The organism is Streptomyces sp. CB01249 (genome assembly GCF_001905735.1).
Lineage (GTDB): Bacteria > Actinomycetota > Actinomycetes > Streptomycetales > Streptomycetaceae > Streptomyces.
In genome coordinates this window covers 1096732-1118437 of the sequence record NZ_LISW01000002.1, presented here as the reverse complement: position 1 = coordinate 1118437, position 21706 = coordinate 1096732, and the positions used below count along the sequence as shown (strand labels likewise).

Sequence of the window (21706 nt, the reverse complement as noted above, 5' to 3'; positions counted from 1 at the left end):
TCCCCCTGTCAGCCGAAGAGCTCGTCCAGCTTGGATTCCTCGTCCGGCCCCCAGACCGGCTCGGGTCCGTGCACCGAGTCGGGCCGGCGGTGGCGCAGGGCGAGCGGCACCACCCGGCGGACATGGGCACGCTCCACGGACCGGGCGCCCTCGCGCGCGGCGAGCGCGCGGGCGGCCTTGGCGACGAGGAGGTCGCCCCGCTGGCCGACGGCTCCGGTGCGGGCGGCGGCCTCGGCGCAGAGCCTGCTGATCCCCGGATCCAGCCGGACCGCTGGCAGCCGTTCCCGGGCGGTGACCAGGGCGTCCCGCAGCCGCTTGTTGTCGTCCTCGGCGGCCCGTAACCAGGCGGAGTCCGCGACGAGGCGTTCCTCCTCGAAGGCGAGCACGGTGGTGATCATCCGGTGCCGCTCTTCGATGTCCAGCTCGGCAGCGGTCACCATCAGCCCGAACCGGTCCAGCAGTTGGGCCCGCAGGCTGCCCTCCTCGGGGTTCATCGTGCCGACGAGCCCGAACGAGACATGGGCCTCGGTGTCGATGCCCTCCCGCTGCACGGACAGGACCCCGGTGGAGACGACGTCGAGGATGATGTTGACGATGTGGTCGTCCAGGAGGTTGACCTCGTCCACGTAGAGCAGGCCCTTCTCGTGCGCCTCCTCCAGGAGGCCGGGCTGCCGCCGCGCCTGGCCGTGCATCAGGGCGTCCAGCTCCCAGCCGCCGAGCACCCGGTCGTCGGTCGCGTTGATCGGGAGCGTGACGGGCAGGCACCCGCCGGTCATCAGCGCGAAGGCCCGCACCACGGTGGACTTGGCCGTGCCCCGCTGCCCGGCGATGAGGACGCCGCCGATGGCCGGTGCGATGAAGTTGAGCTCCAGGGCCAGTTTCAGCTCGTCCTGCCCGACGATGCGGCTGTACGGGAGGATCGGCGCCGGTAACGCCTCGGCCGCCGCGTCGCTCACGAGGGCGCCACCGCCGTGGACACCCGCTCCTCACGTCCCGGCTGCCAGCGGAAGGTGACCTGGATCTGCGCCTCCGCCCCGGCCTTGACCACGGCGGCCATCCCCGCCTCGAAGGTGATGCCGACCTGGAGCTCGACCTCGTCGGGCCGCAGGCCGTCCCCGAGATCGCCCAGCCTGCGCATCGCCTGCGACGCGCAGCGCCGGGCGAGGTCGAGGCCGTCCCCGTACAGATCCTGCGCCGCGCCGAGCGCCCGGCGCCCGGCGTTGTCCCGGGTCTCCTCGCTGCCGTAGAGGGAGTCCGCGTCGGTGACCGGCGGCACGGTGGCCGCGAACGCGTCGGCGTCCACGACCACCGGGATGGGGGCGTCCTCGCCCGGTGCGGGTGAGCCCACTACTACGGCCATCGATGCCCCCAACGTTTGATCAACTGACTTACAGCACAACGCAACTGACTGGCCATTAATATCGCCATGGCATCAGACGATCAGCGGCTCGAAGTCCCAGTACGGACGGTTGCGGGAGCGGGCCGAGACGGTGTGCACATGCTGGGCGCCGAGGGTCGACACGAGGTCGTCCAAGGCCTCGCTCTCGATCTTCTCGGCCTTCTGCCGGTCGCGGATACCACGCAGGTCGGCGGCGTGGGCAATGCGAGCCGACAACGTCAGCGGGTGGGTACGGCCGAGCACTTCTACGGCCCTGGTGATGACGGAGTCCGTCAGCGCGGCAGCACCCTCGGGGTCGCCCACGATATTCCGCAGGGCCGAGGCGTTGATGCCGCAGCCCAGCGTCCACGGGTGGTTCTCGCCGACGGCCTGGGTCATGGCGACGAGCGCGTCTTCGAGGAGCATGTGGGCATGCTCCCGCTCTCCCACGTTGCGCAGGATCAGGGCGTGGTTGGATCGGGTGCCCGCTGCGTAAGGATGGTCTTCGCCGAGCATACCCGTGTAGCCACCAACCACCTTCTCGCTTATGGCTCGTGCCTGGTCGATGTTTCCATGTTCACGGGCGAAACAACTCTGACCGGCCGAGAACATCATCGTCAGCGGGTCGCTCTCGCCGAGGACCCGTTCACATCGCTCCAGAACACGGGTGAACAGACCGGAGGCCTTGGCGCGTTCGCCGTTGCGGTAGTGGCACAGCGCGAGGTTGTACTCGGCGCGCAGGGTCTGAGGATTGTCCTGCCCCAGGACGCGTCGGTGCACCTGGACGCTCTGGTTCTGGAGGGAAAAAGCCTCGTGATAGCGACCGAGAAGGCGCAGGTCCGTGGCGTAGGCGGTCTCGGAGTACAGCGTCCAGGCGTGCCGTTGCCGCAGGAGCTGACGGCGGGAGTCCAGCGTGCGCAGGTCGAGTTCCAAGGACTCCGCGTACCGGCCCAGCAGCCGCAAGGTGACGGCCAGGTTGCTCTGTGCGTTGAGCGTCCGCGAGTCCTGGTCACCCAGCAGTCCCTGGTACGAGGTGAGGACCCAGTTGGAGACTTCCAGCGCCTCGTCGTACCGGCCGAGGCCCCGCAGGTCGGCGGCCAGGCCGGAAGCTGCCCGCAGATGCTCCAGATCCTCGGGGCCGCGCTCTGCGCGCAGCCGCTCCACCACGGCGCGCTCGATGGCCTCCGTCCCGGCGTAGTCACCGACGGCCCTGAGCAGGTTGCCGTAGTGGTAGCTGACGTCCCAGATCCTCGGATGGTTCTCGCCGAACAGCTCACGCCAGGCGGCCATCGCGCGTTCGCCCAGCTTGATGCCCGCCCGGTACTCCCCCGACAGGTACATGTAGCGCAGGCAGTTGAGGACCAGCGTCTGCACAGCGGGATCGGTGCTCTTCAGGACGTCGGCCCACTTGAGGTGCGGAGTGAGCTCGGCGTACGCGGGCCACAGGCGAGTGTCGGTGGGACGTCCGGGATCGGCCGCCGCGAGGGCGCGCCGGACGACGTCGATGAACTCCTGCCGGTTCTCCTCCGTCATGTCGTGCCCGATGATCTGGTGAACCATCCGGTGCATGTAGACGGTCTCCCCGGAGGACGTCGCGTCACCGCCCGATTCATGGGATTCCAGGCGGACCACGGAGTACTGACGGAGCTGGTTGATCGCCTTGTTCCACAGCAGGGGGTCGCTCATCAGGCCGGAGACCTGTTCCGGCAGGTCACCTGGCGGCATCTCCTTCAGCAGCCGTACGGGGATGGAGCCGGGCGCGAAGAAGCTGCACAGGCGCAGCAGGTCGACGGACTCGGGGACGGTGTCCCGGAGCTTGTTCAGCAGTATCGACCAGGCGGTCTGGAAGGCGAGCGGGAAGTCCGCGGAGACCTTCACGACGTCTTGGTCAATGCCGCCTTCGAGGAGTTCGATGTACTCCTCCACGGACAGGTCCGAGTCGTTGAGCCAGCCCGCGGTCTGGTCCAGCAGCAGCGGCAGGTCTTCGAGGGCATCGGCCAGCTGGTCGGCCTCGGCCGGGGTGAGGCGCGGGGCGCGGCGCCGGATGAAGGCCACGGACTCGTCGCGCCGGTAGACGGGCACCTCGACCAGGTTGCTGTTGTGCTCGCTCCACTCCGGGTTGCGGGAGGTGATGAGCACGTGTCCGGGTCCGGTGGGCACCAGGTCCCAGATCTGGTCGGGTTCGTCGGCGCCGTCCAGGATGAGCAGCCAGTGGGAGTGGGGGTCGCCCCGGCGCAGCGAGTCGCGGACGGCGCGAAGCCGTTCACCGTACTCGGGGCCGGTGGACAGGCCCAGTTCCGGGGCGAGTTCGGCGAGCTTCTGCCGGTAGATCGCACGGCGGTCGGCGGGCACCCACCAGACAACGTCGTACTCGGAGCCGAAGCGGTAGACATACTCTGCGGCGAGCTGAGTCTTGCCGACGCCGGACATGCCGTGAAGGGTTACGACCCCGGCGCCCGGTCCGGATTCCTGGAGCGCCCGGTAGGCGTCGGTGAGCAGTTGCTCGCGGCCGGTGAAGCGGATGTTGCGGCGCGGTACCCCACCCCATACCTGCGGGCTGTCGGACGGGAAGCGCGGACCCGAGGGGGCCTCGGGCAGGGGGTCCGTGGGCAGCCCCAGCCGGACCAGAAGCCGCCGCTCCGCCTCCTCGGCGCCGACGTTGGTGAGGTCGGCCGCGCCAAAGGCAGAAGTGGCTCCGGGCAACGCCGACGTGGTGACGCACACGGCCGCGAACCGGTCCGGGTCGGGGGCGACTTCGGAGCGCAGGGCCCGGTTCCACTCCTCGTGGCTCCGGGGGCCGAGCTGGAAGTACCAGTCGCTGAGGATCACCAGGACACGGCCGCGTGCCAGCGTCAGGTCCCGCAGCGACTCCTCCAGCGGGATCGAGACCGGCGGGTCCCACCGTTGCTGGACAACGGTCACGCCACGCCGCTCCAGACGGTCCGCGATCCACGCCGCCCAGGCACGGTTGAAACCGGCGAAACTGATCGTGACGGCGTCCGCCCCGTTTACTCCAACTGGCTTACGCGTTGCGGGCATTCAACCGTCTCCCTGCCTCGATACGAGCCTTCTCAACATACCCCGGAGCATGGTCGCTCCGACCGGAATCGGGGCGATGCTCACTGCCTTCGCGAGCCGTTCCTCTGCTGCCATATCACCTTGGCGGTACTCACGTACGCCTGAGCGCGCGCGAGGTGCCCGGGGGGAGGCGGAGAATCGTCCAGACGGTCGTAGACCGAGATCATTTCGTTGACGAGAGTCCGGCCTTCGGGGGTCAGCGCCGCAGAGCCGGCCAGCACAGGCAGCACTGCACCGACCTGCTCACGACAGCGGGCGTGCTCGGCCCAAGCCAGGTCACGGTGGGCGGACCGGGGCGCGTGCAGTGCAAACCGCTGCCAGAAGTCCGCGAGCGCCACGTGTGAGTAGGCACCCTGGAGCAGTCCGTCGAAGGGCCGGGGATCGGTTCGCCACGGGGCGAAGTACCGTTCGGCAGCGCCCTCCTGATGGAGCTGCACCATCGCGGAAAGCGCGGACAGTTTGGTGTGCTGCAGTTCGTGTACCAGCGTCGAGGCGAAGTAGGCCGCGGTCGCCGGTTTGCTGCTGAGGACCGCGCCGAACGCCTCACGCCGGGTACCACTGCAGTGCGCCGCGCTGCGCCCCGTGGGCCCGGAACCGGGCGGCGGCCCGAGCGGGACCATGCAGCGCAGCAGGACGGCTGCCTCGGTGAGCCGGTGCTCCCCGCCCACACGCAGCAGCCGTTCCACCCCGGACCAGGACTCGATCCAGGTCTTGCGCTCCCAGTCCTCGATCTGGTTGGCACCGCTCAACCCGTACTGCTCCACCCCGCTGCCGAGCGTCCGGTACGGGTCCAAGTCGTCCAGGGCTACCGGGCTCCCCCCAGGCAGTGCTGCAGGCAGCATGAGGAGGGGCAGCCAGCGTGGGTCCGCCGAGCTCGTGGTCCCGTCCGGATGTATCCGGACGCTCAGCAACGGGCCGCCGGCAGGCGCGACCGTCAGCTCCCCTGCGTTGCAAGTCAGTTCGACAGGGCCGGGATCCACGCGTACGGCTCCCAGGGTGGGCAGCGAGAGGAGTCCGCCCCAGGGCCCCAGACACACGCTGAATCTCACCCCCGCCCGCGCAGCCCCCGCGGCCGCCAACGCCGTCAGATGCGCCAGACCGGCGCGAACCTCCGGCCCGGCCGGCGCCTCCGACGTCAGCCCGCCCAGCAGCCGCTGCGCCCAGGGCCCGGCCATGGGGTGGAACAGAACCGTCCGCACCGCCCCCCGGTCCGCGTGTTCGGCGGCTTCGAGGAGGGCCCAGTCCGCGCGGAGCCGGTCCAGCAGCGGGGGTGGGCACACGGTGGCCGGGGCGGCCTCCGCCGCGTCGAGCACCGCGCGCAGGAGGACGAGGCGGCGGGTGTCCTGGTCGCGGACGAGCAGGCCCAGCGAGGCGGCGTCGCCCTCGGTGCGGCCGAGCTCGCGCAGGACGTGGTCGGGGACGGCAGAACTCATGGGGGGTCTCCAGCGGTTGCATCGGCCAGCCGGTCCGCGATGTGGCGGATCAGCCGTTCGAGGTCGGCGCAGTAGACGGAGGGGTTCCGGAAGCCGTTGTCTGCGCGGTAGCGGTGTGCGTAGTGGCCGCCCCCGCACACGGTCAGCAGCGGGCAGGCGCGGCAGGCGGCGGCGAGCGCGCCGGCCCCCGCCTGGCGGGCGGCCACGCCCGGGTGGCGCAGCGCCTCGTCGAAGGTGTGGTGGAAAACGTCGAGGCCGGTGGCGGCCGCGCCGTCGTACGCGGACTTGAGCGAGTCGACCTGCTCGATGGAGCCGTCCGTCTCGACCACGACCGCGTTGACCGGGTCCAGGCCGAGGGATTCGGTCGCGGCGGGCAGCCCGAGGAGCAGCGCGAAGCACTCCTCGAACAGCCGGATCCGGGTCTCCCGCCGGGGCGCCCCCCACCAGCGGTCGAAGACCGTGCACAGCCAGTCGCCGTACGGGGTGGGGCGCCCCGGACCCGGAGCGGCGGAGAGGCCCGGCGGCGGGCTGGACCAGTTGCCGTGCGGCAGCAGGAGGTCCAGGGCCGGAGGGCGCAGGGCGAGCAGTGACTCGTACATCTCCACCGGGTCGGTGTCCGGGTCCACGACGGTGAGGATGCCCGCGTACGCCTCGGGGTGGTGGTCGGCCAGGAGCCGGGCGCCCCGGGAGGCGGCGGGCCAGGAGGGGCGGCCCGCGTGGTCGGTGCGCAGGGTGTTGTGGGCGGCGAGCCCGCCGTCGAGGCTGATGCCGACGCGGATGCCGTGCCGGGCGAGCGTGGTGACGGCGGGGCCGGTGAGCAGGGTGGCGTTGGTCTGCACGGTGGTGTGGACGGCGCAGTCCGCCGGCACCCGTTCGCGCACCGCGTCGGCGAGGGCGGCCAGCCGGCCCGGCCCGGCGAGCAGGGGTTCGCCGCCGTGCAGGACGAGGGCGACGCTCCCGAGCCCGTGGGCGGCCGCGTGCTCGGCGATCCGGGCGGTGGTGCGGTCGAGGACGGCGGGCGACGCGGCGGACGGCCGGTCGCGCCAGGTGCGGTCGGGTCCCTCGTACAGGTAGCAGTATCGGCAGGCCAGGTTGCAGCGGCCGTGCACCTTCACGATGAACTGCCCGAAGGGCACCGTGTGCCCGCGGCCGCGCGCCCGGGCATCACCCCGCGGCGCCGGTTCCGCGGGCCGCTCCCCCCGCGGCGTCGTCCGTCCAGCCATTCGAGCACCCCCGTGCTGTACGCCGGCCGGGATGGCCCCGCTGTCGGCCCGGGGTGAGTGTCCCCGTCGTACGGCGGACGCAGGCCCGGCCCGGGCCATGATGTCCTGAACGGGCACACCCCCCGGCCGAAACCGTGCGGTAGGACACTCAGAACGCGTTGGTGAACCCCCAGAGCATTTCCTTCGGCTGCTCCGCCCGCCCGCGCAGATCGGCCACCACCTCGGACAGCACCGGGTGGTCCATCGTCCGCAGGGTCGCCAGGTCCAGGCCCAGCAGGTCCGGCAGTTCATCCGTGCCGGCCGCGCCCGTTCCCTCGTACCGTGTCGACTCGCTCATCACGCCTCCCCGTACCGCAGCACCGGGCCGGCCGGTGACCCGCTCGCCGTTGAGCGCGTTCCGCCGGTCCCGCATCCCTGACCTGCCTTGTCGTGCCCTGCCCTACGTGTACGCCGGGGCCCGGGCCACGCTCGCCGTCGAGCGCGCCGCTCTCACCGCTCCAGCTCCGCCAGCCGCTCGGCGGTCGCCTCACCCGCCGCGCCGCCGGTGTCCGGCAGTTTGCGCCACTCCTGGCGGGCCGCCCGGTACGCGTCGCGCGCGGCCCGGGGGCGTCCCGCCCTCTCGTACGTCATACCCCGCCAGTGGTTGGCTGTAGCAGCCAACTCGACGGCTTCCTGGAGATGTTGTGGACTCTCCTGCTCCGTTTGCGCCTCGGCGGCCGCGTCGGCGGCCGACCGGAACGCCTCCGCGGCCTCGTCCCGGCGGGCCGGGCGGTCGAGGACCCCGGCCGCCTGGAGGAGGGCCCGGCCCAGCTCCAGCCAGCAGCGGGCGGCGGTGAGCGGGGCGGTGGCCTCCTCGGCCGCCAGCTTGAAGAGGTACTCGGCCTCCCGCAGGTCGACCCGGTCCGCCGTGGCGCGGTGGCGCAGCATCAGGGCGCGGCCCAGCATCAGCAGGCGCTCGGACTGCTGGGCCCCGCCGGCCGGCATCTCGGAGCGGCAGTCGCGCAGGACCCGGACCGCCGCGCCGATGTGCGCGCGGCCGTCCGGGAGTTCGGCGCGGCGCAGCAGCGTGGCGCCCCACTCGGCGAGCAGGTCGGTGTAGGCGCGCGAGTCGCGGGGGATGCCCCGGGCCGCGCGGGCGAACCACTCGGCGGCGGCGACGAGTTCGGCGGGGTCGCCGGTGTGTTCGTAGCGGGCGGCCCGGACCCGGCCGGCCCGGGTCTGGAGCTGGGCGCGCTGCCGCTGGTCGCGTACGGTCTCCAGCGACTGGGCGGTGAGGGTGGCGGCCTCCTCCGGCTCGGCGCCCGAGGCGAGCAGCGCGTCGACCAGGTCCAGGACGATGCGGACCTCGGTGCCCATGGTCTGCCCGGTGCTCTGGGCGAACGCGGTGCGCAGGGACCGGGCCGACTGGCGGGCGTACTCGCGGGACTGTTCGCCGTCCTGGGTGGCGCGGGCCAGCTTCAGGAGGGTGCGGCCGTGCTGGAGGGGCAGGACGGCGGGGCGGTTCTCCTGGTCGGGCCAGGCGTCGGCGAACGCTTCGAGCATGCCGCAGGCGCTCTGGAGGAGGGCGGTGTCGCCGTCGAGCCGCCACTGCGCCTCCAGGGCCCGGACCCGTTCCAGGGTGAGGCGGAGGGCTTCGCCGGGCTCCAGGCCGGGGCTGGCGCAGGCCGCGGTGTACTCGCGGTCGGCGCGCCGCAGCAGCTCCAGCGCGCCGCGCCGGTCGCCGCGCCTGCGCCGGTCGTCGGCGGCCGCGTGCAGCACCTTGGCGAGCACCGCGCGTTCCCGTACGGCGCCGGGGCGGGCGGCGGCCCGTTCCGCGGCGCGTTCGGCCTCTTCGAGCAGGTCGGCGCCGCCCTGGACCTCCCACAGGCGCAGCACGCAGCGCGCGTACTCCGCCTGGAGTTCGGTGTCGTCGGAGGGGGCCTGGCCGTGCTCGGCGGCGCCCCTGAGCAGCTGTACGGCGTCGATCAGGCGCTGCACCATCTTGTCGGTCTCGAAGTGGCGCACGAGTTCCCGCGCGCGGCGCACGGCGAGGCCGGCGGCCTGGGGGTTTCCGGGGGTCTTGGGCTCCCGGGTGACGAATGGTGGCGGTACGGGCATGAATCGCTCCAGTACGCGGGCTGCGACTTCGGCAAAGGCGTGGGGGACGCGTGGGCCCCCGGGTGTCTCGTTCCCCCCGTTCCCGTCGTTCTCCTCACTCTCGTCGGCTTCGTCCGTGTCCCCGGCGGCGTCCCGGGCGGGGACGGGCCAGGGGGTTCCGTGCCCGGCGTCGCGGGTGGTGCCGTCGCCGAGCTGGGCGTAGGCCAGGGCCGGGAAGTTGGGCCCGCCCTTGCCGAACCGCTGCTCTATGTACTGCGAGCAGTGCTTGAGTACGAGGAGGGCCTCGTCGCGGCCGAGGGGCCCGAGCAGTGCTTCCTGGACGTCGGGCTCGAAGACGTACCACTGTCCGCGTCCGGTGCCGCCCTCCTGCCGCTTGAGGAGTCCGCTGAGCAGGACCTCGGCGAGTTCGGAGGGGCCGGAGTGGGGCAGCATCGTGCGCTGGACGAGTTGCATGACGGGCAGGTAGAGGGGGGCCGCCGCGAGGTAGACGGCGAGCTGTCCGGCCGCCGGGGAGGCCGTCGAGCGGAACCGGCTGACCAGGTGCAGCGAGGACGGGGTGTCGCCCGGGCGGCGGGCGGGGGCCGCGGGCTGGTCGGCGCGGACCCAGCCGACCGCGCCCGGCACCGAGGCCGCGCCGGTGCCGGAGAGCAGCCGGGCCCAGGCGGCGAGCGCGTCCGCGACCGGCGGCAGCACGGGGACGGCGAGGGCGCCGGGGTGGGCGGGCCCCGTTCCGGCGTCGCCGCTGACCTTGAGGAGGGTGGCCCCGGCCGGGCCCTCGCCCCGGGTGAGCGAGCCGAAGGTGACCGGCAGCCGGGTCCGGTTCCACATGCGCTGCGGCAGCGGCTGGAGCACGGCGACCGGGGCGAGCCGGGCGAGCTGGTGCAGCAGCCGGTGGGCGTGTCCGGTGCGCCAGAGGGGGCCCGCGCAGTCGCTGACCACGACGGTCACCCGGCGGCCGGTGGGGTCGCTGAGCCGGTCCGCCGAGTGGAGCGGGGCGGCGGTGGGGTCGGGGCTGCGGCTGACCGTGCAGCCGCCGTCGGGACCGGGGTGGAGGTAGCGGATCTGGACGTCCCGGAACGCGCCGATCCGGGCGAAGATCTGCTGGAGCTCCTCGAACAGCCGGTCCCAGACCAGCATCGAGGATGAGGCGTCCATCACGCACTGGACGACGGCGTCGCCGCGCCGGACTCCCCGGAAGACCGGCATGACCACACCCCCGGCGCGGGCGCTGCGTTCGGCGGTCGCCGACTCGTCCAGGACCTGGCGCAGCGGTGCGGAGACCGGGCGGTAGCGCTGCAACGGGCGTAGTGCGCGGGTCAGTTCGAGGGGGGCGGGCAGCACGGGCGCGGCCGGTACGCCGAGGGGCAGCACGGCGGCGCGGGCGTCCGCGCCGGACCGCACGCCCGTCGGGTCCGGTGCCGTGTCCGGGTCGCCGGGCCGGGTACGGCCGGGGACGGGGTGCAGGGAGATCCGCTCGCCGTCCCCCGGTGCGGGCGTCTCCTCGCTCCGGGCGTCCGGGTCCGTGTCCGGGGTGCGGGCGTCCGGGGTGGTGGTGCGGCGGGGGTCGGGGCGCTCTTCGGCGGGGCGGTGGCCGGGGCGGCGCGCGGGGTCCCGGCCGGTGCCCTCCTCGTCGGGCGCGGACGCGCCGCGGGTCCACCGGGCCAGCCAGAGGGCGTCGCAGAGCTGCTCGACGTCCGGGTCGAGCCCGGCGCCGCGCAGCCGCGCGACCAGCTCGGGCAGTAACCCGTCGTCGTGGAGCTCCGGGGCGCCAGGCCCGCCGCCGCCACCGTTCTCGTCCGCCGCACCGGACATCAGAACCTCACCTCGGCCGGTCGAGTCGCTGGATGAGCAGGTCGGCGAGCCGGTCGCGGCCCGCCGGTGACGCGGCGTGCGTGAGGTATATGGCGTTCAGCAGCTGGTCCGTGGCGAGGAGTTCGGTGCGGGAGCGTTCCAGGAAGTGGGCGATCAGGTCGTCGCTGGCGCGGGCGGCCTCCTCGCCGAGGTGGGCCTTGACGAAGGAGGCGAGGCGCTTGTGGTCGGGGCGGCCGAGCTCCAGGTGGATGCAACGGCGCATCAGTGGGGCCGGGAAGTCCCGCTCGCCGTTGCTCGTGAGCACCACGAAGGGGAAGGCCCGGCACTGCACCCGGCCGCCCTTGATCCGGACCTTGTTGCCGTCGTGGTCGAGGACGTCCGCCTCGCCGTCGGGCAGCCGGTCGGCGATCCGCTCCAGCTCCGGGATGGCGAACTCGCCCTCCTCCAGGACGTTCAGCAGGTCGTTGGGGAGGTCGATGTCGCTCTTGTCCAGCTCGTCGATGAGCAGGACGCGCGGCCGGTCCGAGGGCAGCAGCGCGGTGCCGAGCGGGCCGAGCCGGATGTAACTGCCCACGCTCTGGGCCGCGTCGGCCCCTTCCGCGCCGCCGGCCGCCGCGTGCGAGGCGATCTGGACGTCCTGGAGCCTGGCGATGGCGTCGTAGTGGTACAGGCCGTCCTGGAGGGTGGTGCGGCTGACCACGGGCCAGCGCAGCACCTTGCCGAGTTCGAGCTCCCGCGCCACGGAGTGGGCCAGGGTGCTCTTGCCCGCGCCCGGGTCCCCGGTGACGAGCAGGGGGCGCCGCAGGTACAGCGCCGCGTTGATCATCTCCAGTTCCTCGGCGCCGGGCCGGTGCTCCTCGGCGACGCGCCCGGGGATGCCGAGCCGCCGGTCGGCGGACTCGCCGCCGTCCGCCCCGCCGGGCCCGCGGCCTCCGGTGAAGTCGCGCCAGGGCGGCGGGGGCGGCAGCTGGGGAACCTCGTCGTGCGGTTCGCCGATGCCCCGGTAGATGAGCCACTCGCTCGGTTCACTCATAGCGTGTCCCTCGTTGTCACTCGTCCGCCAGGGGCGGCCTGCGTCGGACGTGCCCTACCGTAGCGATCCGGCTCAACACCCGTAAGGGGACAGCCAGTTCGCTTACACGACTGATGCTTTGCGCGGTGGCTCACGGCGCCTCCAGGAAGTCGGAGCCCGGCAGCGGACGGTGTGGGTCGTCGTAGTAGAGGGCAGCGCCTGCGGACCAGTACATCTCCGTCCGCCCCGCGCTCACCCCGCGTCTCAGTTCGTGGATCTTCCACGGCAGCCGGTCGTGGGTGCGGGTGTCCGACACCGCCTCGGCCACGCGGCGGTGGAACTCCTTGCAGACCGTGTCGCCCTCCGCGGTGCGCCGCTGGAGCAGCGCCACCCCGAAGCCGCTGTCGAGCAGCCGCACCACCCCGGCCGTGACGTCGGGGTCCGGGTTGCCGTAGCGGCACAGGACGGGCACGGTCTCGTGGGCCAGGGTGCGCAGCCGCGCCGACTCCGGTACACGTACCCGCAATTCGTCCTCGCAGTCGACGACCTCGGCCCGGATCGCGGCCGCCAGACCCGCGTCCCACCGGGCGGGCCGCTCGTCGGTAGCCCCCGGGTACGGGCTGCGCAGCACCACAGGGCGTACGGCTCCGAGCCGCATCCCGGACGGCGGCAGCTCCCAGTCGTCCACCGGCAGGCCGAAGAGCGCGGGCGCGACGACGACCTGGAGCATGGCGGGGCTGTCCGGTTCGTCGCACCGGCGGAACGCCTCGGTCAGCGCGGCGGCGAGCCGGTCCGGGACGGTGCCGAGCGGCACGCCGCGGCTGTCCTCGTCCACGGGCTCCGCCTCCCCGGCCCGGCGGTCCACGGCGACCCGCCAGTCGTACTGGTCGCGGGCCCAGCCCTGGAGGTCGACATGGAGCACGACGCAGTCTCGTTCGCCGTAGAGGACGGGGTCGCCGGCCGGGGCGCGGGCGGCCTGCTGGCGGTTCTGTTCCAGGCGGAGCCGGATCGCGGCCCACTCCACGTCGAGGCGGCGGCGCAGGTCGCGGGGCAGTTCGGTGTCGGCGACGCGCTTGACCCAGCCCCAGAGCGCCTTGGCGTTGCGCACGGAGAGCTGGCCGCAGGGGCGGTCGGCCGCGAGGACGCCCATGCAGTAGCGGACGATCAGCTCGAACCGCGCCTCGCGGTCGCGGGCACGGGCGTCGTACAGCGCGCCGAGCCCGTCGCGCCAGCCGCGCGGGGCCGGGCGGTGGTCGCGGGCGTACACCCCGGGCAGCCGGTCGAGCAGGGTCAGCAGCGACCGGGTGCTGGCCGGGGGCGGCAGTTCGGCGAGCCGGCCCAGGAGTTCGGCGCGGAGCTTGGGTCCGAGGATGCCGCCGGGCGGGTCGGGCAGGTCGCTCTGCGCGTCGGTCCAGGTCCGCTCGGTCCCGGCGGAGCTGGTGTGCCGGTCGGCGTGGTAGCGGTCGTGGGCGTGGAAGACGGACTGGTATATGTCGTCGGTCTCGGTCTCGACGGGCCCGGCCGGCACCTCCAGGGTGCGCAGCCGTTCGACGCCGACGGCGGTGCCGCCCTGGTGGCCGTTGATCTGCGACTTGATGACGCCGACGACCTCGCCCCGGGCGAGGTCCACCAACGGCCCGCCGGACATGCCGAGTTCCACCCAGTCGCCGTCGATCCTGACGACCTGTTCGGCGTCGCCCGATCCCCCGTACGAGCCCTTGACGACGCAGACACCGCTGCGGTTCTGGAGCCCGCCGCCCTGGACGGGCGCCCAGCCCACGCAGCGGACCTCGCGGCTGCGGAGCATCGCCTCGGACCGCTCGGTGACGTACACGCAGGGGTGTTCGACGGGGCGCTGGAGCTGGATGAGCGCCAGGTCGGGGGCGGGCCAGCCGCCCGGGCCCGGGGGCCGGGTGCCCGGCAGTGCGGCGACGACGCGGCCCGGCACCTCGGTCAGTTCCGCGCTGTAGCGGTCCTCCTTGAACCACACGCCCACCATGCCCGCCTCCCCCCGCATCGCCACGTGCGCGCACGTGAGGACCCAGCTGGGTGCGACGAAGAAGCCGCTGCCCAGGAAGTCCCCTTCCGGCCCGTCCTGGGCATACCCGGACGGCGGGCGATGGATGCGTACGGTGGCGTCCTGGACGAGGTCCATGAGAGCGGCCTGAGCGGGGCCGAGGGCCCCCTCTGCGCCCCCCTGTTCCCCGAAGGTCATGCCCCGCCGCCGTCGCTGCCGCCCGCACCGCCAGGGTGTGCCGGTGCGCCGGGGGGTGCCCCGGCGGGCGGGAAGCCCGGGGGTGCGCCGGCGCCCGGCGGTGGTGCGGCGGGCGCGGGGGGCGGGGCCGTCTGCGCCGGTACGGGGGCGGGCGGGGGCGGGTCGATGGGCGGCCCGCCGCCGTTCCAGGTGAGGGTGACCGTGATGGCACTCTTCGCCTCGCCGTCCGCGAGCAGCCCGACGATCTTCCCGGCCTTGGCGGTCAGCTCGATGCCGAACTCGACGCTCACCTCGTCCGGCCGCACCGCCCGCAACGGCACGGCGAGCGAGCGCGCGACCCCGGTCACCACGGAGTGCAGGCTCTCGACCCGGGCCTGCACCTGGTCCGCGAAGTCCCCGAACCCGGTGTCCGTATAGGTCGGCCCACCGCCGGTCCCCGGCCCGGTCAGCTCCTCGGCCCCGGAGATCCTGGCCCAGACCGGTGTGCCGTCCGGCAGCTCAATACGCGTAATACGGGACCCACTGTCACCCATGACACCCCCCGTTCACCAACTACCCGCAGATTAACGGCCGTAACGGTCCGGGGCGAGGCACTTCGACCAGGACGCGAGCGGCTCCGCGAGAAGGGCCCCGCCGAGCGCGGACGCCAGACGGGCCGGGAAGCCGCGCACGCCCGGAGCGGCCACAGGGCCGCCCTGCCCCACCACTAGACTTGCGGCATGTACTTCACCGACCGCGGTATCGAGGAGCTGGAGAAGCGGCGAGGCGAGGAAGAGGTCACTTTCGAGTGGCTCGCCGAGCAGCTTCGTACGTTCGTCGATCTCAATCCCGACTTCGAGGTGCCGGTCGAGCGCCTCGCGACCTGGCTGGCCCGTCTGGACGACGACGAGGACGAGGACGAGTAGGGGTCACTCCCCGTCGGGGCGGCCCTCGCGTACGCGGTCGTACGCGAGTCCCAGCGCCCCGTGCGCCATCAGCAGCACCCCGGCGAACGCCCAGCCGCCGCTGCGCCGGGCCGCTCCCCACAGGGCGAGCGGCAGTCCCGCCGCGAGCTGGGCCCCCGCGAGCGCCCGCGCCCGCGGGCCCCGCACCCACGGGCCGAAGCGGCTGCTCTCCACCGCGCCCAGGTCGACCTTGACCGCGTCGCGCCAGCCGGGCCATTCGATGCGCTCGGCGTTCGCGTCCAGCCCGGCCGGGAGCGTGAGGCCGGTGCGGGTGAGCACGGCGAGCAGCCCGCGCAACCGGGCCCGGGCGTCGGCGTCCGGGTCGGGCCGGGTGAGCGCTTCGAGCGACTGCACGTCCAGTACGGGGTCGAGCCCCAGCCGCTCGGCGAACGTACGCATGGCCTCGTCCTCACCGGCCGGCGTGCCGTCCGCCAGCCAGACGTAGCCCACGGGGCGGCGGAAGCCGGAGGCGAGCGTGTAGCCGGCCCGGTCGCCGTCCCACCACAGCGCGAGCACCGGCCAGGTGGAGCCGACGGCGAGCGCGGTGGCCCAGCCGCCCAGCACCCGGTCGACGGGCTCCGCCCGCTCCCCCTCGCCCGCCCTGGCCCGGCGGCCGCCCTGCCAGGGCTCTCCCTCCGGTACGAGAACGCTCCAGCCCGGTCCGGCCGGCGCGAGCAGCAGCGGTTCGCGGAGCAGCTGCGCGACCGGGCGCACGGCGTCCGGCACGGTCCGGCACAGCAGCAGGGCACCCACGGGTGAGGTCGCGTCCATGCCCACACCGTAGGACACCTTGCCCCGGCTTGTGGGGTTTTGCGCACCCTTCCCATCCGCGCCCGCACCCCTTTTCTTGACTTCCCGAGACCGCGATATATCGTGTTCTCCAAGAGACGCGATATGTTGCGTCGCCAGTGCTATCGGGAGGTCAGATCCATGCCTGTCTCGACGTGGACCGTCGCCGAGCCTCGGAAACTGGCCTTCGAGGAACCCGTGACCGCGCTGAAGGTGCGCGTCGTCAACGGCACGGTCAACGTGGTCGGCACCGACGAGCCGACCGCGCGCCTGGAGGTCTCCGCCATCGAGGGCCCGCCGCTGATCGTGACGCAGGAGGACGGCGTCCTGACCGTGGCGTACGAGGACCTGGCCTGGCAGAACCTGCTGAAGTGGTTCGACCGCAAGGAGTGGCGCCGCACCGCGGTCGTCTCGCTCGCGGTCCCGGCCGGCTCCTCGGTGGAGGTCGGCGTGGTCGGCGCCGGGGCCTTCGTCTCCGGTGTCCGCGGTCGTACGGAGGTGCGCGGCGTCACCGGTGACACCACGCTCGTCAAGCTCTCGGGGCCGGTCGGCGCGGAGACGGTGTCGGGCAGCATCGAGGCCCAGTCCGTCACCGGGGACCTGCGCTTCAAGTCGGTCTCCGGCGAGCTGACCGTGGTCGAGGGCGCGGGCGCCTCCGTGAAGGCGGAGTCCGTCAGCGGCGGCATGGTGCTCGACCTGGACCCGACCGGGAAGCCCACGGACATCCGGCTGACCACGGTCTCCGGCGAGATCGCCATCCGGCTGCCGCACCCCGCCGACGCGCGGGTGGAGGCGAACACGGCGAGCGGTTCCGTCTCCAACGGCTTCGACGACCTGCGGGTCAGCGGCCAGTGGGGCGCGAAGAAGATCACCGGCACGCTGGGCCCCGGCACCGGCACCCTGCGGGCGACGACCGTATCGGGGTCGATCGCGCTCCTGCGCCGCCCGCCGGCCGAGGAGGAACCGTACGACGCCGAGCCCACCGGAAAGGTGCTCTGACATGCCCCCCGTATTCGCCCACGGCCGTCTGCGGCTGTACCTCCTCAAGCTGCTGGACGAGGCACCCCGGCACGGCTACGAGGTGATCCGCCTGCTGGAGGAGCGCTTCCAGGGCCTGTACGCCCCCTCGGCCGGCACGGTCTACCCCCGGCTGGCCAAGCTGGAGGCGGAGGGCCTGGTCACGCACGCCACGGAGGGGGGCCGCAAGGTCTACTCCATCACCGACGCCGGCCGCGCCGAACTCGCCGACCGCACCGGGGAGCTGGCCGATCTGGAGCTGGAGATCCGGGAGTCGGTCTCCGAGCTGGCCGCCGAAATGCGCGACGACGTGCGCGGGGCCGCGGGCAAGCTGCGCAGCGAGATGCGGGCGGCGGCCGACGAGTCGCGCCACACGCCGGGGGCCACTCCGGGCACCAAGGCGCCGTTCGGCGACATCGGCGACCACGAGACGTGGCGTACCGCCAAGGACGAGTTGCGCAAGGCCAAGCAGGAGTGGAAGGAGCAGGCCCGCCGAGCCAAGGACGAGTCCCGGCGCGCCCGCCAGGACGCCCAGCAGGCCCGCCGCCAGGCCAAGGAGGCCCAGGACCGGGCGCGCGAGCAGATGCAGAACGCCGCCCGCCAGGTCCAGGAGCACTTCGCCCGGGGCGACTGGCCGGCCGGGGTCCGCGAGGGCCTGGCCGAGATCACCGGCCAGCTGGGCGGCTTCGCGCGTACGGGGAGCTGGGGGCCGCACGTCAAGCCGGACGCCGCCGGCACCGACCCCGAGTGGGGCCGGGACGCGGGCGGCACGGGTGACCCGGCCCGCGATCTGGACCGGCTGCTCGACCGCTTCCGCGACGAGATCCGCGACGCGGCCAGGGACCACGGGGTGACGGAGGCCCAGCTCGCCGAGGTCCGCAGCCACTTGGCGACGGCGGCGGCGCAGGTGGGTGCAGTGCTGCGGGGGGACGGGGAGAAGTAGGTACGGGGGCCGGGCGACCGGCCCCCGTACGCCTGCCCCCGCCCCCGCCGGGTCAGCTCGCCCTGCGGTCCTGGCCGTCCGCGCCACCGTTCCCGTACAGCGCGCGCTCGACCGAGGCGTACGTCGCCCCGTGCTCCGCGAGCACGTCGGCGACGGGGCCGGGGGTCGCGGTGAGGGCCAGCAGGAGGTGTTCGCCGCCGATGGACCGGTCGCCGCGCCCGAGCGCGACGCGCAGCGACTTCTCCAGGGCCTTCTTCGCCTCCCGGGAGAAGGACGGGCGGCCCGCCCGGCGCCGCCGCCCGCCGTCGCCCCGCAGGACGCCCTCGCCGTGCGCCTCCTCGATGCGCGAGACGACGGCGGTGAGGTCGATGCCGATGTCCGCGAGCGCGTCGGCGTCGGCCCTGCTCATGCCGCCGCGCCGGCCGGCCTCGGCGAGCGCCGCCTCGACGGACTCCCTGCGGTCCACGAGACCCAGCGCGGTGAGCGCGAACGCGGCCCTTCCGCCCTCCTGGTCCAGCAGAGCGAGCAGCAGATGCTCCCCGGTGACCGTGGTAGCCCCGGCCCGCCCGGCGTGTTCCACGGCGCCGGTCACTGTGGCGCGTGCGTCCTTGGTGAATCGCTCGAACATCAATGCCTCCCGTACTTCTTGTGCACGGCCTGCCTGCTGACGCCCAGTTCGGCGGCGATCTCCTGCCACGACCAGCCCTTGGCGCGGGCGCTTCTGACTTGTACGGCTTCCAGCTGCTCCAGCAGCCGCCGCAGCGCGGCGACCGACCGCAGCCCCACGCGGGGGTCACGGTCGCCCGCCCGCTCGGCGAGATCCGTTGCTTCGGTCATGATGTCAACTTACGTTGACATGCGGACCTTGTCAACCGTTGTTGACAGTGAGCACGATCTTCCCGAACTGGTCGCCCGCAGCGAGGCGTTCGAAGCCCTCCCGGGCGCGGTCCAGGGGCAGCACCTCGTCGATCACGGGGCGCACGCCGGTCGTGGCGCAGAAGGCGAGCAGGTCCTCCAGCTCGTCCTTGGAGCCCATGGTCGAGCCGACGACCTTCAGCTCCAGGAAGAAGATCCGGGTCAGCTCGGCGTGCGAGGGGCGGTCGCCGCTGGTGGCGCCGGAGATGACCAGGGTGCCGCCGGGGCGCAGCGACTTGACGGAGTGGGACCAGGTGGCGGCGCCGACCGTCTCGATGACGGCGTCCACCCGGTGCGGCAGCCGGGCGCCCGCCTCGAACGCCTCGACGGCGCCCAGCTCGACGGCCCGCCTGCGCTTGGCCTCGTCGCGGCTGGTGGCGTAGACCCGCAGCCCGGCGGCCCGGCCGAGCACGATCGCGGCGGTCGCGACCCCGCCACCGGCGCCCTGCACGAGCACGGAGTCGCCGGGGCGCACCCCGGCGTTGGTGAACAGCATCCGGTACGCGGTGAGCCAGGCGGTCGGCAGGCAGGCGGCCTGCTCGAAGCTCAGCTCCCTGGGCTTGGGCAGCACGTTGTACGTGGGCACGGTGACCCGCTCCGCGAACGTGCCCTGGTAGCGCTCGGTGAGGATGGACCGGGGCTCGTCGGGCCCGACCCCGTGCCCGGTCTGGCCGATGACGGAGTGCAGGACGACCTCGTTGCCGTCCTGGTCGATCCCGGCGGCGTCGCAGCCGAGGATCATCGGCAGCTTGTCCTCCGCGAGGCCGACGCCGCGCAGGGACCAGAGGTCGTGGTGGTTGAGGGAGGCGGCCCGGACGTCGACGGTGGTCCATCCCGGCCGGTCCTGCGGGGCTGGGCGGTCGCCCAGCTCCAGGCCGTTGAGGGGGTGGGCGGGGTCCAGGGCGGCTGCGTAGGCGGCGAACATGCCGCCGACGATAGGCGTCACCGTACCGACACGTAACCGCCTGCGACTGTGACCCGCGCCGCTGATTCCGGGGCTCCGCCCCGGCCCACGCGCCCAAAGGCCCCCGTTGCCGCAGATCTGGGGCAACGGGGGCCAAAACCAAGCCCCTCCGGCGATTGAGGAGCGGGGGTACGGGGGCAGCGCCCCCGCACAGGCTCAGCGGCGGGCCACGCCCTCCGCACGGGCCGCCGCCGCCACCGCGGCCGTGACCGCCGGGGCAACCCGCTCGTCGAACGGCGACGGGATCACGTAATCCGCCGCCAGCTCATCGCCGACCACGTCGGCCAACGCGTTGGCGGCCGCGATCTTCATGCCCTCCGTGATCCGGGACGCCCGCACCTGCAGCGCCCCCGCGAAGATCCCGGGGAAGGCCAGCACGTTGTTGATCTGGTTCGGGTAGTCCGACCGCCCCGTCGCGACGACGGCCGCGTACTTGTGGGCGATGTCCGGGTGGACCTCCGGGTTCGGGTTGGCCATCGCGAAGACGAAGGCCCCCGGCGCCATCGAGGCCACCGCCGCCTCCGGCACCGTACCGCCGGAAACGCCGATGAAGACGTCGGCGCCGGCCAGCGCCACCTCCAGGGGGCCGGAGATGCCCGCCCGGTTCGTGAGCTCCGCCAGCTCGCGCTTGACGTCGGTCAGGTCCTCGCGGTCCCGGCTCACGATGCCCTTGCGGTCCGCGACGGCCACGTCGCCGAGCCCCGCCTCCAGCAGGAACTTGGCGATGGCGACCCCGGCGGCACCGGCGCCGGAGATCACCGCGCGCAGGTCGCCCAGGCTCCGCCCGGACAGCTTCGCGGCGTTGCGCAGGGCGGCCAGCGTGACGACGGCCGTGCCGTGCTGGTCGTCGTGGAAGACCGGGATGTCCAGCCGCTCCTGGAGCTTGCGCTCGATCTCGAAGCAGCGCGGCGCCGAGATGTCCTCCAGGTTCACCCCGCCGAAGGAGGGGGCGAGCCGGACGACGGTCTCCACGATCTCGTCCGCGTCGGTGGTCGCGAGCGCGATCGGCACCGCGTCCACCCCGCCGAACTGCTTGAAGAGGATGGCCTTGCCCTCCATCACGGGGAGGGACGCCTCGGGACCGATGTCGCCGAGGCCGAGCACCGCCGTGCCGTCCGTGACGACGGCGACGACCTGCGACTTCCAGGTGTAGTCGTGGACGAGCTCCGGCTGCTCCGCGATCGCGCTGCACACCTTCGCCACGCCCGGCGTGTACGCGAGGGACAGGTCGTCCCGGTCCCGGATCGGGACGGTGGCCTGCACGGCCATCTTGCCGCCCCGGTGGAGCGCGAAGGCCGGATCGAACGGCTCGTCGGTGGTGCTGTCGGTACTGCTGTCGCTGCGAGGATTGACGATCTCCGCTGCCATGGTGTTGACCCCTTAAGTCTTCATCGTTTGAGGGTGGCCACTCCTGGTTGAGGAGGGGTGGGCGGACCCGCGTACGTGCCCTGCGCCTGGCGGTTGGCCCGCCCCGGCAGGGGGAGGTACGTACGCGCGGGCGCGCCGCACACGCGCCCTGAGCCCCGGATGAGGGGTGTAAAGGTCTTTCTTACCGGACGGACCTGGTCACGGACGAGTCCATATGCGCTCCGTGACATGACTCATAGTGGGCTGCCATTTCAACAGGTCAGCCTCGTGCCGGACCTGAGTCCGGCACGCGAGACGCGCCGCAGATCCTCCGGCCGCGAGAAGGAAACCCCATAAAAGGTCCGGCCTTGGTGTACCGGCCTCAAGAGGTTCGGGGATCGCCCGTTACCCGATTTTGACATGCCGGGCCCCCTGTTCGGGCTAATCCGCATGGCAACATGCCGTAATCACACAAGGCGGCGACACCCGACGCCGTGTGCCATTACCGCCTGGCGAACCGTCCCCACCTGCCGGAGGAA

General features: G+C 73.2%; 18 protein-coding genes. 3 read left to right on the top strand and 15 right to left on the bottom strand.

Translation table 11 applies throughout. The features are described 5' to 3' along the window. Positions 1–8: 8 nt before the first annotated feature. The 10 genes from AMK18_RS13575 to AMK18_RS13530 form a co-directional block, all read right to left on the bottom strand. Positions 9–956, bottom strand: a complete 948-nt coding sequence (locus tag AMK18_RS13575; RefSeq protein ID WP_073862971.1) for an AAA family ATPase — start codon at positions 954–956, stop codon at positions 9–11. Next, positions 953–1360: a CU044_2847 family protein gene (locus tag AMK18_RS13570; protein WP_241836559.1), complete on the bottom strand. Its 408-nt coding sequence runs from the start codon at positions 1358–1360 to the stop codon at positions 953–955. Before AMK18_RS13570 ends, AMK18_RS13575 begins: the two co-directional genes overlap by 4 nt. Before the next feature lie 72 nt (positions 1361–1432). Next, positions 1433–4417 (bottom strand): FxSxx-COOH system tetratricopeptide repeat protein, encoded by a 2985-nt coding sequence (gene fxsT, locus AMK18_RS13565; protein ID WP_073862969.1) that lies wholly within the window; start codon positions 4415–4417, stop codon positions 1433–1435. Positions 4418–4497: 80 nt separating this feature from the next. Beyond that, positions 4498–5889 (bottom strand): aKG-HExxH-type peptide beta-hydroxylase, encoded by a 1392-nt coding sequence (locus AMK18_RS13560; RefSeq protein ID WP_073862968.1) that lies wholly within the window; start codon positions 5887–5889, stop codon positions 4498–4500. Continuing rightward, positions 5886–7025, bottom strand: a complete 1140-nt coding sequence (locus AMK18_RS13555; RefSeq protein ID WP_073862967.1) for an FxsB family cyclophane-forming radical SAM/SPASM peptide maturase — start codon at positions 7023–7025, stop codon at positions 5886–5888. Before AMK18_RS13555 ends, AMK18_RS13560 begins: the two co-directional genes overlap by 4 nt. Positions 7026–7260: 235 nt before the next feature. After that, positions 7261–7449 (bottom strand): FxSxx-COOH cyclophane-containing RiPP peptide, encoded by a 189-nt coding sequence (gene fxsA, locus AMK18_RS13550; RefSeq protein WP_073863247.1) that lies wholly within the window; start codon positions 7447–7449, stop codon positions 7261–7263. 152 nt (positions 7450–7601) lie between these two features. Continuing rightward, positions 7602–11021, bottom strand: a complete 3420-nt coding sequence (locus AMK18_RS13545; protein WP_073862966.1) for an SAV_2336 N-terminal domain-related protein — start codon at positions 11019–11021, stop codon at positions 7602–7604. 7 nt (positions 11022–11028) lie between these two features. Further along, positions 11029–12054 (bottom strand): AAA family ATPase, encoded by a 1026-nt coding sequence (locus AMK18_RS13540; RefSeq protein ID WP_018102709.1) that lies wholly within the window; start codon positions 12052–12054, stop codon positions 11029–11031. 130 nt (positions 12055–12184) lie between these two features. Continuing rightward, positions 12185–14188 carry a VMAP-C domain-containing protein gene (locus AMK18_RS13535; protein ID WP_107422338.1) on the bottom strand — a complete coding sequence of 668 codons (2004 nt, stop codon included), beginning with the start codon at positions 14186–14188 and terminating at the stop codon, positions 12185–12187. 56 nt (positions 14189–14244) lie between these two features. Continuing rightward, entirely contained in the window at positions 14245–14781 is a 537-nt protein-coding gene (locus AMK18_RS13530; RefSeq protein WP_073862964.1) for a CU044_2847 family protein, read from the bottom strand. A gap of 186 nt (positions 14782–14967) precedes the next feature. Between AMK18_RS13530 and AMK18_RS13525 the strand changes: the two genes are divergently transcribed. Beyond that, on the top strand, positions 14968–15153 hold the full coding sequence (locus AMK18_RS13525; protein ID WP_018102711.1) for a DUF6104 family protein: 186 nt from the start codon (positions 14968–14970) through the stop codon (positions 15151–15153). 3 nt (positions 15154–15156) lie between these two features. On the opposite strand, the gene AMK18_RS13520 is transcribed toward AMK18_RS13525, so the two are convergent. Then, positions 15157–15963: a hypothetical protein gene (locus AMK18_RS13520; protein WP_073863246.1), complete on the bottom strand. Its 807-nt coding sequence runs from the start codon at positions 15961–15963 to the stop codon at positions 15157–15159. Positions 15964–16122: 159 nt separating this feature from the next. Here AMK18_RS13520 and AMK18_RS13515 point away from each other — a divergent pair, with 159 nt between their 5' ends. Beyond that, on the top strand, positions 16123–16980 hold the full coding sequence (locus tag AMK18_RS13515; protein WP_073862963.1) for a DUF4097 family beta strand repeat-containing protein: 858 nt from the start codon (positions 16123–16125) through the stop codon (positions 16978–16980). A gap of 1 nt (position 16981) precedes the next feature. Further along, positions 16982–17941: a PadR family transcriptional regulator gene (locus tag AMK18_RS13510; RefSeq protein ID WP_073862962.1), complete on the top strand. Its 960-nt coding sequence runs from the start codon at positions 16982–16984 to the stop codon at positions 17939–17941. Positions 17942–17993: 52 nt separating this feature from the next. Here the strand turns inward: AMK18_RS13510 and AMK18_RS13505 are convergent, their stop codons facing one another. From AMK18_RS13505 to AMK18_RS13490, 4 genes are all read right to left on the bottom strand, one after another. Beyond that, positions 17994–18569 (bottom strand): Clp protease N-terminal domain-containing protein, encoded by a 576-nt coding sequence (locus tag AMK18_RS13505; protein WP_073862961.1) that lies wholly within the window; start codon positions 18567–18569, stop codon positions 17994–17996. Then, positions 18569–18778 carry a helix-turn-helix domain-containing protein gene (locus AMK18_RS13500; RefSeq protein ID WP_018102716.1) on the bottom strand — a complete coding sequence of 70 codons (210 nt, stop codon included), beginning with the start codon at positions 18776–18778 and terminating at the stop codon, positions 18569–18571. Before AMK18_RS13500 ends, AMK18_RS13505 begins: the two co-directional genes overlap by 1 nt. Positions 18779–18809: 31 nt before the next feature. Then, positions 18810–19781: a zinc-binding dehydrogenase gene (locus AMK18_RS13495; protein WP_018102717.1), complete on the bottom strand. Its 972-nt coding sequence runs from the start codon at positions 19779–19781 to the stop codon at positions 18810–18812. A gap of 195 nt (positions 19782–19976) precedes the next feature. Then, the gene (locus tag AMK18_RS13490) at positions 19977–21188 is read right to left on the bottom strand and encodes an NAD(P)-dependent malic enzyme (RefSeq protein ID WP_018102718.1); all 1212 of its coding nucleotides are present in this window, start codon (positions 21186–21188) and stop codon (positions 19977–19979) included. Between the last annotated feature and the right edge of the window lie 518 nt (positions 21189–21706).